The sequence below is a fragment of the Mycobacteroides franklinii genome, assembly GCF_001853795.1.
GTDB lineage: Bacteria > Actinomycetota > Actinomycetes > Mycobacteriales > Mycobacteriaceae > Mycobacterium > Mycobacterium franklinii.
Genome location: NZ_MLIK01000019.1, coordinates 1,375,974 through 1,390,306, shown reverse-complemented (window position 1 = coordinate 1,390,306; position 14,333 = coordinate 1,375,974). Strand labels below are relative to the sequence as shown.

General features: G+C 64.2%; 11 protein-coding genes. 7 read left to right on the top strand and 4 right to left on the bottom strand.

Annotation, left to right across the window (positions count from 1 at the left end):
- Positions 1 to 28 precede the first annotated feature (28 nt).
- The 6 genes from BKG76_RS14340 to BKG76_RS14315 all read left to right on the top strand — a co-directional run bounded on the left by BKG76_RS14340 (position 29) and on the right by BKG76_RS14315 (position 8,852).
- Positions 29 to 1,459, top strand: coding sequence for an aminobutyraldehyde dehydrogenase (locus BKG76_RS14340; RefSeq protein WP_070938218.1), 1,431 nt, complete (start codon positions 29 to 31; stop codon positions 1,457 to 1,459).
- Positions 1,459 to 3,435 carry a primary-amine oxidase gene (locus BKG76_RS14335; protein ID WP_070938217.1) on the top strand — a complete coding sequence of 659 codons (1,977 nt, stop codon included), beginning with the start codon at positions 1,459 to 1,461 and terminating at the stop codon, positions 3,433 to 3,435. The genes BKG76_RS14340 and BKG76_RS14335 overlap by 1 nt, the downstream gene beginning before the upstream one ends.
- A gap of 2 nt (positions 3,436 to 3,437) precedes the next feature.
- Positions 3,438 to 4,328 (top strand): universal stress protein, encoded by an 891-nt coding sequence (locus tag BKG76_RS14330; protein WP_070938216.1) that lies wholly within the window; start codon positions 3,438 to 3,440, stop codon positions 4,326 to 4,328.
- Positions 4,321 to 5,862: an APC family permease gene (locus BKG76_RS14325; RefSeq protein WP_070938215.1), complete on the top strand. Its 1,542-nt coding sequence runs from the start codon at positions 4,321 to 4,323 to the stop codon at positions 5,860 to 5,862. Before BKG76_RS14330 ends, BKG76_RS14325 begins: the two co-directional genes overlap by 8 nt.
- A gap of 189 nt (positions 5,863 to 6,051) precedes the next feature.
- Complete coding sequence (gabT, locus tag BKG76_RS14320) at positions 6,052 to 7,401, top strand: 4-aminobutyrate--2-oxoglutarate transaminase (protein WP_070939238.1); 1,350 nt, start codon at positions 6,052 to 6,054, stop codon at positions 7,399 to 7,401.
- Positions 7,398 to 8,852 (top strand): NAD-dependent succinate-semialdehyde dehydrogenase, encoded by a 1,455-nt coding sequence (locus BKG76_RS14315; RefSeq protein WP_070938214.1) that lies wholly within the window; start codon positions 7,398 to 7,400, stop codon positions 8,850 to 8,852. The genes gabT and BKG76_RS14315 overlap by 4 nt, the downstream gene beginning before the upstream one ends.
- Positions 8,853 to 8,963: 111 nt before the next feature.
- Here the strand turns inward: BKG76_RS14315 and BKG76_RS14310 are convergent, their stop codons facing one another.
- Positions 8,964 to 9,914 carry a TauD/TfdA dioxygenase family protein gene (locus BKG76_RS14310; protein WP_070938213.1) on the bottom strand — a complete coding sequence of 317 codons (951 nt, stop codon included), beginning with the start codon at positions 9,912 to 9,914 and terminating at the stop codon, positions 8,964 to 8,966.
- A gap of 95 nt (positions 9,915 to 10,009) precedes the next feature.
- On the opposite strand from BKG76_RS14310, the gene BKG76_RS14305 reads away from it, so the two are divergent.
- A complete protein-coding gene (locus tag BKG76_RS14305) occupies positions 10,010 to 10,726 on the top strand; it encodes an NUDIX hydrolase (RefSeq protein WP_070938212.1) in 717 nt (238 codons plus the stop codon).
- 2 nt (positions 10,727 to 10,728) lie between these two features.
- Here BKG76_RS14305 and BKG76_RS14300 read toward each other — a convergent pair whose 3' ends face one another.
- The 3 genes from BKG76_RS14300 to BKG76_RS14290 all read right to left on the bottom strand — a co-directional run bounded on the left by BKG76_RS14300 (position 10,729) and on the right by BKG76_RS14290 (position 14,330).
- Positions 10,729 to 11,124 carry a hypothetical protein gene (locus BKG76_RS14300; protein ID WP_070939237.1) on the bottom strand — a complete coding sequence of 132 codons (396 nt, stop codon included), beginning with the start codon at positions 11,122 to 11,124 and terminating at the stop codon, positions 10,729 to 10,731.
- Between the two features lie 38 nt (positions 11,125 to 11,162).
- Positions 11,163 to 12,665 (bottom strand): M28 family metallopeptidase, encoded by a 1,503-nt coding sequence (locus tag BKG76_RS14295; RefSeq protein WP_070938211.1) that lies wholly within the window; start codon positions 12,663 to 12,665, stop codon positions 11,163 to 11,165.
- Between the two features lie 165 nt (positions 12,666 to 12,830).
- The gene (locus tag BKG76_RS14290; RefSeq protein ID WP_070938210.1) at positions 12,831 to 14,330 is read right to left on the bottom strand and encodes a M28 family metallopeptidase; all 1,500 of its coding nucleotides are present in this window, start codon (positions 14,328 to 14,330) and stop codon (positions 12,831 to 12,833) included.
- Between the last annotated feature and the right edge of the window lie 3 nt (positions 14,331 to 14,333).

The window sequence follows — 14,333 nt, the reverse complement described above, 5'->3', positions numbered from 1 at the left end:
GGATCCCCTCGACAGATGGACGTGCGATATGCCGGACTCGGTACTCCAGAACTACATCGACGGCCGGTTCGTCGGCTCTTCATCATCGGAGACCATCGACCTGATCAACCCGGTCGACGGATCGGTGGTGGGGCGCGCCCCTGTCTCCAACGCCGAGGACGTGAACGCGGCCGTGGCGGCCGCCGAACGCGCCTTCGTCTCCTGGGGTAGGTCCACACCGAGCGTCCGGCAGCAGGCCCTGCTCAAACTCGCCGACGCCATCGAGGCGCACATGGACGAGATCGTCGATGCCCAGTGCCGCAACACCGGACAGCCCAAGGCCGTCATTGCCGCCGAAGAGGTGGCTGTAAGTGCCGACCAGGTGCGATTCTTCGCCGGTGCCGCACGAGTCGTCGAGGGCAAATCGGCAGGCGAGTACATGGAGGGGTTCACCTCCTATGTCCGGCGCGAGCCCATCGGGGTCGTCGGTCAGGTCACCCCGTGGAACTACCCCTTCATGATGGCGATCTGGAAGATCGGCCCCGCCCTGGCCGCCGGGAACACCATCGTGCTCAAGCCCAGCGACACCACCCCGGAGAGCACCCTGGTGCTGGCACGGCTGACGAAGGGCATCCTGCCCGACGGAGTCTTCAATGTTGTTCTGGGCACCGCTGCCACTGGCTCGGAATTGGTGAGTCACCCTGCCATTGGCCTGGTTTCGATCACCGGGTCGGTGCGGGCCGGTATCGCCGTCGCCGCCTCGGCGGCGGAGCAACTCAAGCGCAGCCACCTCGAGCTCGGCGGCAAGGCGCCGGCCGTGGTGTTCGGCGACGTCGATATCGACAAAGCCGCCCTGGGTATCGCACAGGCCGCCTTCTTCAATGCCGGCCAGGACTGTACGGCCGCCACCCGGGTCATCGTGCATCAGTCCATTCACGACGACTTCGTGAACGCCCTCAACGCCGCGGCACAGACACTGCAGCCGGGGTTGCCCGACGATCCCGACAGCTTCTACGGGCCGATGAACAACGTCAACCACTTCACCGCCGTCACCAAGAAGCTCGAGAACCTGCCCGCACATGCCACCGTCGTGACCGGCGGAAAACGTTGGGGCGACAAGGGCTATTTCATCGAACCCACCATCGTCACCGGCGTCCGGCAGGATGACGCGATAGTCCAAGAAGAGACCTTCGGACCGATCCTGACGGTCCAATCCTTCGACGACGCCGAGGAAGCGATTCGCCTGGCCAACGGTGTTCGTTACGCGCTGGCATCCAGTGTCTGGACGAAGGATCACGCCACGGCCGAAACATTCACCCGCGAGCTGGATTTCGGATGCGTGTGGGTCAACTGTCATATCCCACTGGTCGCCGAGATGCCGCACGGCGGGTTCAAGTACTCCGGCTACGGCAAGGATCTCTCGACCTACGGCGTGGAGGACTACACCCGGATCAAGCACGTGATGAGCGCACACGCCTGATGAGTAACTCGTGTGAAGAACATTCGGGCCGGGCGGCAACCGACACCTTCCATCCGCTGAATCCCCTGACCGCCGAGGAATTCACCGCCGTCGCAGAGATTCTGGCGCAGACCCAGGACGTCGGGAAGAGCTGGCGATACACCTCCATCGAACTGTCCGAGCCGTCGAAGGCCGAGATCGCCGCATTCGACACCAGTGGCACCCGGCCCGACCGCCGTGCGCTGGCCACCTGTCTGGACACCACGCAGAACGCCACCTATAAGGCCGTCGTCTCGCTGACCTCCGCGGAGGTGCTGTCCTGGAACCACATTCCCGGAGTGCAACCCAACTTCACCGTTGACGAATGGGAAGAGGCCGATACGGCCCTTCGCGCTCATCCCGACGTGATCGCCGCCCTGGCCAAGCGCGGCATCACCGACATGGATCTGGTGTTCATGGACACCTGGACCTACGGCGACGCGGTCATGCCGGAAAAGTACAAGGGCAGGCGCCTCGGCTGGTCGGACACCTGGGTGCGTGCCACCGCGGGCGCCAATCCCTACGCGGGCCCCGTCAACGGATTCCACTGCATCATCGATATGAACAGCATGGAGCTGTTGGACATCGAGGACACGTTCACCGTCGAGCGGCCCGAGATGATGGGCGAATACGTGCCACGGCACATACCGGAGCGCCTGCGCACACAGAGCACCCGCGAATCCCTACAGCCACTGCACATAACCCAACCCGACGGACCGTCCTTCACCATCGAAGGCAACAAACTCCAATGGCAGAACTGGTCGCTGCGGGTCGGCTTCAACTACCGCGAGGGCATGACCCTGCATGCGGTGACATACAACGACAACGGCCGGGTGCGGTCGGTGGCCAACCGCATGTCCTTCGCCGAGATGATGGTGCCTTACCGAGACCACTGCGAAGATCACTACCGTAGAACGGCTTTCGATATCGGCGAGTGGGGTATCGGGTTCATGACCACCTCACTGGAACTGGGCTGCGATTGCCTCGGTGAGATCAGGTACCTGGATGCCGTATTGCACAACAGCAGGGGCGAGCCGTACACCATCAAGAACGCGATCTGCATCCACGAAGAGGACAACGCCGTCCTGTGGAAACACGTCGACCATGATCACGGCGCCGAGGTGCGCCGGATGCGCCGGCTTACCGTCTCGTTCCATGTCACCGTCGCCAACTACGAGTACCTCACCTATTGGCGGTTCTATCAGGACGGAAACATCGAATGTGAGGTGCGCGCCACGGGAATCATGGTGGTGAGTAACTTCGACGAGGGCGCCACGCATCCGCACGGAACCCTCGTCGACCACCGCACCTATGCGCCGTACCACCAGCATTTTCTCGTCGCGAGGCTGGACCTGGACGTCGATGGCACCGAGAACACCGTGTACGCCAGCGAAACCGAAATCGAGCCCGTCGGCCCCAACAATCCTTACGGGCTTTCCCTGCGGCAACGCAATACCCCGCTGCGCACGGAGTCGGAAGGTAAACAGGATTTCTGCTGGGAGACTCAGCGAGCCTGGAAGGTTGTCAACGACAACACTCGCAACGGCATCGGTACGCCACCGGCCTACAAGCTGGTGCCCGGCGCCGCCATCCCGTCCATGTTCGATCCCTCCTCACCGGTGTTAGCGCGCTGCCGTGCCATCGAGCACACGCTCTGGGTCACTCCCAACTCACCCGAGGAACGGTGGCCTGCAGGAGAGTTCGTCACACAAAGCAAGGAAGACCACGGCCTGCCCGCTTGGACTGAGGGCAACCGATCCATCGAGAACACCGATGTGGTGCTCTGGTACGTGTTCGGCATCCATCACATCACCCGGCCCGAGGACTGGCCGATCATGCCCGTCGACACCGTGAACTTCTGGCTCAAACCGGTCGGATTCTTCGACCGCAACCCCTCGCTCGATGTCGCACCCAACCCGCCGAAGAGCTGTCACACACCCGGACACCAGGAGGCCTAGCCGTGAACGACGCCGCCACGAGGATTGCAGTTGCATACTTGGCCACCCCGGGCGGCGATGACGCGCTAGCAGTAGGCGCTCAGATCGCGCGCTCATTGGGAGCGCATCTGGATCTGTGCATGGTGCTGCCACTGGATCGCCCGATCCTGGCTCCCCTGCCACAACAAGAGCGCCAAGACATCCTGTCCCAGAACGCCACTCATTGGCTGAATCATGCCGAAGCGACGATTCCCGACGACCTCTCGGTGCAAACGCATATCAGCTTTCACGAGTCGATCGCCGAGGGACTCATCGCACAATGCGAGGCCCTGGGCGCCGCGGCCATCGTGGTGGGCGGTTCCGGTGGCGGTCTGGTGGGCAGCCTGTCACTGGGCTCCGTGGTCAATGAACTGGTGCACTCCTCCCCCATTCCGCTGGTGATTTCGCCGCGTGGCGCGCGATATCAGAAGAATCTGCGCATTCGAGAAGTCACCTGCGCCATGGGTACCCGGCCTGGCGCGCGGGTTCTGCTGGACACCGCATTGCGCGTCTGCAAGCGCGCTGAAACACCGCTGCGGCTGGTGTCGCTGGTGTCCTTCGACCCGATTCCCGGTGGCGACGACGATCAGTCGGCGCGTGAGCGTGCCACCATTCACGCACAACAATCCCTCGAAACCGCCAAATTGATACTGCCACCGGATATTCCGCTTACCTCGATTGTCGCCGAGGGGCCCACAGTGGAGGTCGCGGTGAACAAACTCGACTGGCACGAAGGCGACATCATCATGGTGGGTTCCAGCCGCCTCGCGCAGCCGCGCCGACTCTTCCTCGGGTCGACAGCCGCCAAGATGCTCCGCGTTCTGCAGGTCCCCATGGTCGTCATTCCCAAGGAAGAAGGGGGCGATAGTGACTGAGGATGTCGCGCGCGCCGAGCTGGAACATGCCGAGCAGTCCGAGGGACTTGTCTCAAAGGGTTTGGCGGCCGGCCGTATCGGAACGTTTACCGGCGCCATCCTCGGAATCTCCACGGTGGCACCCGGATACACGCTCACCGCCAGCATCGGACTGATCGTCGCGGCGGTCGGCCTGAAGATGCCCGCGATTCTCATCGCCGGATTCATCCCGATGTTCCTCACCGCCTACGCATACCGCGAGCTGAATTCGCGAGCTCCGGACTGCGGCGCCTCGTTTACCTGGTCCACCAAGGCATTCGGGCCCTATGTCGGCTGGATGTGCGGCTGGGGCATGGTCATCGCCACCATCATCGTGCTGTCCAACCTTGCATCCATCGGTGTGCAATACGGATATCAGTTTCTCGGCGCCGTCTTCCACAATCAGACACTCGGCGAACTCGCGAACGACAAGGCCGTCAACATCATCTCGACGGTGGCGCTACTGGCCATCGCCACCTACATCTCCAGCCGCGGCATCACCACGAGCGAGAAGGTGCAGTACGTCCTCGTCGGCTTCCAGATGATCGTGCTGGTGATCTTCGCCGTCGTCGCCATCGCGAAGGCGCCCAGCGCGGCCGGACATCTCGACTTCAATCTCGACTGGTTCAATCCGCTGACCGGACTGACCCTGAGCGCCTTTGTCATTGGTCTCATCGGTTCGATATTCGCGTTCTGGGGCTGGGACACCTGCCTGACGCTCGGCGAGGAATGCAAGGACCCGACCAAGGTGCCGGGGCGGGCCGGCCTGCTCTGTGTGCTATCGATTTTGCTGACCTATCTGCTGGTGGCAGTCGCGGTCATGATGTTCGCCGGAGTGGGCGATACGGATCTGGGTCTGGCCAATGAGGCCAACAAGGACAACATCTTTGGTGCCCTGGCCAATCCGGTGTTGGGCAGCTGGTTCGGCCCGCTGCTGCTGCTGGCGATATTCGCCTCCGCGGTGGCCAGCCTGCAGACCACTTCCCTTCCCGCCGCGCGCACCATGCTCGCCATGGGTACCTACGGCGCCTTTCCCAAGCGATTCGCCAGCGTCAGCCCCCGCTTTCTCACCCCTACATTCAGCACCGTGGTGGCCGGCGCGATCACGGCGGTCTTCTATACGGTCGTCAGCCTGCTCTCCGATCGCACGCTGCTGGATACCATTGCGGCCCTGGGCATCATGATCTGCTGGTATTACGGCATCACCGCATTCGCCTGCGTGTGGTACTTCCGCACGGAGCTGTTTCAGAACGCCCACAATGTGGTGTACAAATTCCTCTTTCCGCTCCTGGGCGGGCTGATGCTGGGGGCGGTGTTCGTGATCTCCATCCGCGAGAGCATGGACCCGGAGAAGACCGGCAGCGGCGCCTCGATCGGCGGTATCGGCCTGGTGTTCTACCTGGGCTTCGGCATTCTGGCGTTCGGGGCGGTGCTCATGGTGATCATGCGTGTCAAGAGCCCGGACTTCTTCCTGGGTCGCACCCTGACCCGGGACACCGCTCCGCTGATGGAATGAGCGGCCCCGTGTCGACACGCCGATTTTCGACGCAAGGCGCGAGAACAATTCGCAGAACTCAGCGGCTCGGCGCATGGGGGTGGCGCGCCAAAAAGGCACAACGAAGCCTCACCGATGGACAAATCGGCCATTCCCAGAACCACGTCGCAGCGGCAGACTGAGATCGCCGGACCGACGACAGGGAGCGCCATGACCGACATCACCTATCGCCTCGCTCAGAAGCGCAATATCGTCACGCCGCTGCCGGGGCCCCGGTCCAGTGCGCTGGCCGAGCGCCGCCGCGCCGCGGTCGCCGCGGGCGTCGGCTCCACCGCTCCGGTCTACGCCGTCGACGCCGACGGCGGTGTGATCGTCGATGCCGACGGAAACTCCTTCATCGACCTCGGAGCCGGTATCGCGGTAACCACCGTCGGTGCCTCCCACCCCGCCGTTGCCGCCGCAATCGCCGACCAGGCAACGCATTTCACCCATACCTGTTTCATGATGACGCCCTACGAAGGATACGTGCAGGTCGCTGAGCTCCTCAACGCCCTGACCCCTGGCGATCATGAGAAACGCACAGCACTGTTCAACTCCGGCGCCGAGGCCGTCGAGAACGCCATCAAGGTGGCGCGGCTGGCCACCGGCCGGCCCGCGGTCGTCGCGTTCGACAACGCCTATCACGGGCGCACCAACCTGACGATGGCGCTGACCGCCAAGTCGATGCCCTACAAGTCACAGTTCGGGCCCTTCGCGCCCGAGGTCTACCGGATGCCTGCCTCCTATCCGTTACGTGACGAGCCGGGTTTGACCGGCGAAGAAGCCGCACGGCGCGCGATCTCCCGCATCGAGACCCAGATCGGCGCGCAGTCGCTGGCCGCGATCATCATCGAACCCATCCAGGGCGAGGGCGGATTCATCGTGCCCGCACCCGGATTCCTCCCCACGCTCACCGCATGGGCCAAGGACAACGGCGTCGTCTTCATCGCCGACGAGGTGCAGACCGGATTCGCACGCACGGGTGCCTGGTTCGCCTCCGAGCACGACGACATCGTTCCGGACATCGTCACCATGGCCAAGGGCATCGCCGGGGGCATGCCGCTATCGGCAGTCACCGGACGCGCCGAGCTGATGGACGCGGTGTACACCGGCGGCCTCGGCGGCACCTATGGCGGTAACCCGGTGACCTGCGCCGCCGCCATCGCCGCGCTGGGCGTCATGCGTGAACTCGACCTGCCGGGCCGCGCACGCGTCATCGAGACGTCGGTGGTGTCCCGGCTGCGCACACTCGCCGAAGATGTGGACGTCATCGGCGAGGTACGCGGGCGCGGCGCCATGCTGGCCATCGAGATCGTCAAACCCGGCACCCTCGAACCCGACGCGGCCCTGACCAAAGCCATTGCCGCCGAGGCTCTCTCCCAAGGGGTGCTGATCCTCACCTGCGGAACCTTCGGCAATGTCATCCGCTTGCTGCCCCCGCTGGTCATCGGGGACGATCTACTGGACGAGGGCATCACCGTCCTCTCCGACATCATTCGCGAGAAGGCGAGCCACCAGTGAGCGACCACTCAACACTGATCGACGCCGTCCCCACCGACCTGTGGATCGGGGGCAAGCAGGTCCCCTCGTCGAGCGGCGCCCGGTTCCCCGTGCACAACCCGGCCACCGGCGCCATCCTGACCACCGTGGCAGACGCCACCACTGCAGACGGTGCCACCGCACTCGATGAGGCCGTCGCCGTGCAACGGTCCTGGGCGGCCACCGCACCACGCGAGCGAGCCGAAATCCTCCGTCGGGCCTGGGAATTGGTGATCGCGCGGCGAGATGATTTCGCACTGGCGATGACCCTGGAAATGGGTAAGCCGCTGGCCGAGAGCCACGGCGAAGTTGCCTACGGCGGGGAGTTCCTGCGCTGGTTCGCCGAGGAGGCCGTGCGCATCAACGGCCGGTACACCTCGTCACCGACCGGTTCCGGGCGGATCCTGGTCACCAAGCAGCCCATCGGCCCGACGCTGGCCATCACCCCGTGGAACTTTCCCCTGGCCATGGGCACCCGCAAGATCGGCCCGGCCCTGGCCGCCGGGTGCACGATGATCGTCAAACCCGCCGCCGAAACGCCGCTCACCATGCTGCTGCTGGGCCAAGTATTCGCCGATGCCGGGCTGCCCGCGGGCGTGCTGTCGATCCTGCCCACCACCAACGCCTCGGCATTGACCGGCCCGCTGATCGATGACTCCCGACTGCGCAAGCTGACCTTCACCGGCTCCACCGGTGTCGGCAAGATCCTGCTGTCTCAGTGCGCCACAAGGGTATTGCGCTCATCGATGGAGCTCGGCGGCAACGCACCGTTCGTGGTGTTCGACGACGCCGATATCGATGCGGCCGTCGACGGCGCCATGGCGGCCAAGATGCGCAACATCGGCGAGGCATGCACCGCGGCCAACCGCTTCCACGTCGACAACGCGGTGCGCGCCGAATTCACCGAGAAACTCACCGCCCGCATGAGTGCGCTCACCATTGGCCCCGGCGACGAGAGCGGCGTGCAGGTGGGGCCGCTGATCACCGCCAAGCAGCGGACCTCGGTGGACGAGTTGGTGCAGGACGCCGTCAACAAGGGCGCCGTCATCACCACCGGTGGGGCGATCGCGGAGGGTGAGGGTTACTTCTACCCGCCGACGGTGCTCACCGATGTGCCTTCCGATGCAAGGATTCTGCGCGAAGAGGTGTTTGGCCCCGTCGCCGCGATCACCGCGTTCGACGGCGAGGACGCGGGAGTCGCCGCCGCCAACGACACCGAGTTCGGGCTGGCCGCCTACGTGTACACCACCGATCTGGATCGCGCACTGCGGGTTTCGGAGGCAGTGGAGTCTGGGATGGTCGGCGTGAACCGCGGAGTGATCTCCGATGTGGCCGCACCTTTCGGCGGGATCAAGGAATCGGGTATCGGACGGGAAGCCGGTAGCGAGGGCATCGAGGAATACCTCGAAACGAAATACATCGCACTGCCCTAGATTGAGGATCGCGCAATACGCATCGAGTGGTCTTCGAGGCGCTGTCCGGGGATGGCGGCACGCCGCCGCGACGCGGCAGGTGCCAACGCCGTCCCCGCAAGCCCGCTGAGCTCAGGCGGCGAACAGCTCCAGCCGCTGCGCCAGCTCGATACCCGAGTAGTGACTGGCATCGCCGTGGAGAATTTGGCTCCGCTCACCATGGACATCGACCGGCACATCCCCTGCCAACGTCACCCGATGCAGCTCGCGCTGTTGGTCACCGAAATCGGCGATTCCATAGTGCTGGGTGGCCCGATTGTCCCAGATGGCCACGTCGCCCAACCGCCAGTTCCATCGGAAGGTGTTCTCCAGCTTGGTGATACGGGACTGCAGCAACTGGAAGAGCGCGGTGAACTCGGCGCCCTGCAATCCCTGGAAACTCTTGACGAATTGCCCCAGCAGCAGGCTGCGCTCACCGGTCTCCGGATGCACGCGCACCACCGGGTGCAATGTTTCGTACAGCGAGCTGGTGAACTCGCTGTAGTACGCGGCGCGGCGCTCGGCGCTCACCCCACCCGATGCCCCGGACGACGCGTAGTCGTACACGTTGGTGTGCGTGGCCCACAGATCCTCGACAAGGGAGCGCAACGGCTTCGGCAGCTGGTCGTACGCGGCGACGGTCGACGCCCACGTGGTGGCACCCCCATAGGACGGCAGCGTCACCGGCCGCAACACCGATGCCTTCGGGATGCGGTCGACGAAGGTGACATCGGTGTGCCAGCCATTGGCCGCCCCTTCGAGATTCAGCAGCTCGGTACCGTGGGACCTCACCGTCGGATGTGGCAGCGTCGGCTCCCCGAGCAGACCGGCGAACCCGTACTGCGCGGCGTCGTCGAGGTGATGCTGTCCGGTGAACACCAGCACCTTGTTGATGGCCAGCGCGACACGGATTGCCTCCACCCGTTCGGCCGGGACGTCGACACTGAGCTCGACGCCATCGACTCGAGCACCGATGTGCTCGCCAAGTTTTTCCACGGTGATTCCGGCGTCACGATAGATACGTCGTGTTTGGTCGTCGCTCATCACCGCATCACAACAATCCCGCCACGGTAAGCCCAGCTATAGAGCCACGTCGATTCGAAAGGACCGCGGTCGACCGTGGCAGATATGGTCGAACGGTGATCGCCTACGACGAAGAGCTGCGGGACAAGGTTCGCGAGCACCTGGCAGGCCACGACCGTAGAACCGTCGAGGACCCGGACAAACGCCGCGCAGCGGTGGCGGTCGTGTTGGTTGACTCGGACCTGGGTGAGGACCGCATCGACCCGGCACCGCTGGACGAATGGATCGGCGGCCGGGAGATTCCCGGGCACGGACTGGACGGCAGGATGGTCGACGTCTCCGGCGGAGCGGCATTCTTGTTATGCCGCAGGGCCTCCCGACTCAACTCACACGCCGCGCAATGGGCACTTCCCGGCGGCCGATTGGATCCGGGCGAAGACGCGACGCAGGCCGCGCTGCGTGAGCTGGACGAAGAGCTCGGGGTGGCACTGCCCGATTCAACGGTGCTCGGACTGCTCGATGACTATCCGACCCGTTCGGGATACGTGATCACTCCGGTGGTGGTCTGGGGCGGCGGCCGACTAGAGCTGAGCCCGTCCCCCGACGAGGTGGTTGCCGCCTATCGGGTCGGATTGCATCAGCTGCAACGCGAGAATTCACCGCGCTACGTCACGATTCCCGAAAGCCCACGGCCGGTGGTGCAGATCCCCCTGGGCAATGACCTGATCCACGCCCCGACAGGAGCCGTTCTCCTGCAGGTGCGGTGGCTTTGTCTGGAGGGCCGCGGTGACCGCGTCGACGATCTGGAGCAACCGGTCTTTGCCTGGCGCTGACGTCAGGGGACGTCGACGCGCGCCAACAGCGTCGGCGTCCCATAGGGCGCGCTCTGCTCTGCCACCCACCCCGGGTCCAGGTACACCGCATTGGATGCGATCACGTTGCCATCACGCAGAATCTCACCGAGGTAGTTGCCACCCGGGTCGCTGAACAGGCTCACCGCCGCCTCGCGGGCGGTCATGGTGACGTCATGCTGCCACGGCACAAACGGGTCCAGCCAGGTCTGTTTGACCGCCTTCTCCCCCTTACCGTTGCGGTACGAGATCGTCACTTGGCGATTGGATCCGGGATCCTGCAAGGTCACCCGGTAGGTCAGCTTCACCCCGGGATCTGCGGACACCATCGGGGCAGCGGGCAACCCGATAACGACACCAGACACCAGCCCCACCAGCAAAGCGAGAATTCTTCTCATGCGCTGGCATGCTAGCTGCCCTAGCGCTCCAGCGGAGAGTGTCTGCGAACTTTGCGCTCCGGTACCCCGTTGGGCCCCGTGGTCGACAACGCGTAGGTCCCTACCGCAAATGCCACCGCCGGACCGTTTATGCCCAGCGCGGTCTTCCCGACGTTCGCGAGGGTGTCCTTGGGGCCGTGGTAGTTGGGGTCGAACGGCTGGCCCGCGTGTCCCTGCCAGGTCTTGGCTTCGGGGCCGCTCATCCTGTCCAGGGCACCCGAGCTGATACCGCCAACGGGGATGCCCGCGGACATGAAGGGTCCGTAATCGGATCTGCCGCTGAACTCCTCGGCCGCGGGCCGCTTGCCGGCGAGATTCAGATATCCCGCGAAGGTGCGTTCAATGCCCGCCGATCCCTCGGGAACATCCAGCGGCGGCCGATTTGGATCCGGTTTGGTGGCCGACTGATCACCGTCGAGCACGAAATACCCGGCGTTGGGTGAACCGAGCATGTCGAAGTTCAAGTACAGCGCGATGTCGTTGAGCTCGTTGGCCGTGCGATTCTTGGTGTATTCCAACGACCCCGCAAGCCCGTCTTCCTCAGCAGCCCAGAACGCGAATCTGACGGCGTTGTTGACCACCGGCTTCGGCCCCAGCTGTAGTGCGGTCTCCAAGACCGCCGCCACCCCCGTGCCGTTGTCGTTGATGCCCGGACCCTTCAACACACTGTCCAGATGAGCCCCGGCGAGCACCACGTTCGCGGGATCACCCGTTGCGGTCTGTGCGATGACGCTGCGCGAGCGCACCTTCGCGACATTCATATCCAGCACCAGAGTCACCGGCGACGAATTGCGGCGCAGCAGGGTGTCGACTCCCGAATCTATGATCCCCACCGGAATAGACAGCTGCTCATAGTAATTGGGGGTGAACAAACCTTCGCCCGCACCTGCTTGCATCGCCACCAGCACTGCTGCCGCACCCTTTTCCTTGGCGACGTTGTGCTTCTCGACCACCGAACAGCCGGTGCCGTCGACGACCACGATCTGGCCGTCAGCCTTGAGCGTGCCGTAATCGGCCGCGGCACAACCACTGGCCTTGCCCGACGGGCGGATGACGTTGGCCTTGAGCCCACCCTTGGGCGTCTGGACGAAATAGGAGGCCTGATCCAGCGCGTAGGGGCGACCGCCGATGTCGACGAGCGGCTTACCCTCGCTGAACACCTTGAGCCGGGACAGCTCCGGAGTCTGAACCTCGAACCCACGATCTTTCAAGGTCTTTGTCACGTAGTCGGCGCTGGCGTCGTAACCGGGTGTGCCCTCGGCACGATTCCCGCCGTTCGCGTCGGCCACCTGCTGTAGCTGTTGCAGGTGGGTCATCATCGAATCGACTGTTACCGAACGCGCAAGATCGGCCGCAAGATTCGGGTTGGGCGCGGACACCGCACCGGCACCCGGTGCCGTCGGGTGCGCACAGCAGCTCGCTACCGCCGCGATCGCAATCAGGGAGCAAGCGCGCGCCAGCCCCCGGGCGCGAAATAACGCCATCAAACAAACCTCAATGGAACCTCTTTGGAACACCGGTGGACTTGTGCGAATCGAGCAATCGCACACGCTACCGCACCAGCGTTGATTCCCAAGGCCTTTCGGGGCGTTGCAACGAAGCTGTTACCCCGGCCTCAGCGGGCTGGAGCGAAACGCCCCGGCGATCTATTAGCTCTTCAGCTTGTGACGGGTGCGATCCTCGTGCACGGGTACGCCATTGCGCCCGTCGATGCTCTGCGCGTACAGCCCTATCGTGTAGGCGACTCCGCCCGCGTTGATCGTGAGCGCATCCTTGTTCACGTTGGCCAGCGTGTCGCCCGCCTGGTGGTAGTTCGGATCGAACGGCTCACCCGCCTTGCCGCCCCAGTCCTTCGCCTCCTCGGCCGACATCTTGTCTTCGGCGCCGGAGAAAATGCCGCCGGTGGGAATGCCCGACCGGCTGAACGCGTCGTAGTCCGAGCGGCCGTCATAGCCGGTGTCATGGGCCTTCTTGCCCTGTTCGGCGAGGTAGGCGACCTCGGTCCGCTCGATGCCTGCCGACCCCTCGGGGATCCGCACCGGAGCCTCGTTCGGGTCCGGCTCGTCGGACTGGTCGCCGTCATAGGTGAGGTATGCGGCGTTCGGCGAACCGAGCATGTCGTAATTCAGGTACAGGGCAATGTTTTTCAATTCATCCACGTCGAGCGACTTGACGTAGTCGGTGGAGCCGATCAACCCTTCTTCCTCCGCACCCCAGAACGCAAACCGCACCGCGTTTTTGACATCCGGGTTCGGCCCGAGCTGCAACGCGGTCTCCAGCACCGCGGCCGTGCCGGAGCCGTTGTCGTTGATACCCGGCCCCTCGGGAACGCTGTCGAGGTGCGCACCCGCCATCACGACATCCGTCGTGGCACCCGTCTTGGTCTGCGCGATCACATTGCGCGCCTTGACGTCCTTGGTCTCGGCATCGACATTGAGGACAACCTTGTCGGGATGCGCCCGCAGGTCGGCCCCGATGGATTTCGTGACGCCCACCACCGGGATCTTCGGGCTGGAGTCCTCGCCGAGGGTGCCGCCCACCGTGTTCTCATCGACACTGTCCGCGATGATCACGGCGGCCGCGCCGCGCTCGGCGGCCACCCTTTCCTTATCGGCGAACGGACACGAACCACGGTCGACCAGGACCACCGCCCCCTTGACGTCGAGCCCGTCGTAATCCTCGACCGTGCAACCTGGCGATTCCTCCACGCGGGCCGGAACGAGCCGTCCCTCGACACGACCACCCGGTGAGTACGACAGCACGCCAGCGTCCACCTTCTTGGATCCGACGGTCAGATCAAGAGACTTGGCCTGGAAGTATTTGAAGCTGAATTCGGGGATTTGCACATCAAATCCCTTGTCTTTTAGAGCTTTTGCCACGTAATCGACGCTCTGATCGAAACCGGGAGTGCCCGCCGCCCGGGTGTTGTTGTTCTTATCGGCAATCTCCTGCAGCACCGAGAGATGCTTCACGACATTGTCGATGGTGACCTTTTCGTGCAGGGAATGCGCGAAGCCGACGGCCTCCTGGGATCCGGCCTGCGGCGCCGAGTGGGGCGCGTCTGCACCATCCCGATCGCATGCCGTCACAGTCGCCAATGCACATGCCGCGGACACCGCGACCGCATACAGAACCCGATTGGTCGCCATCTG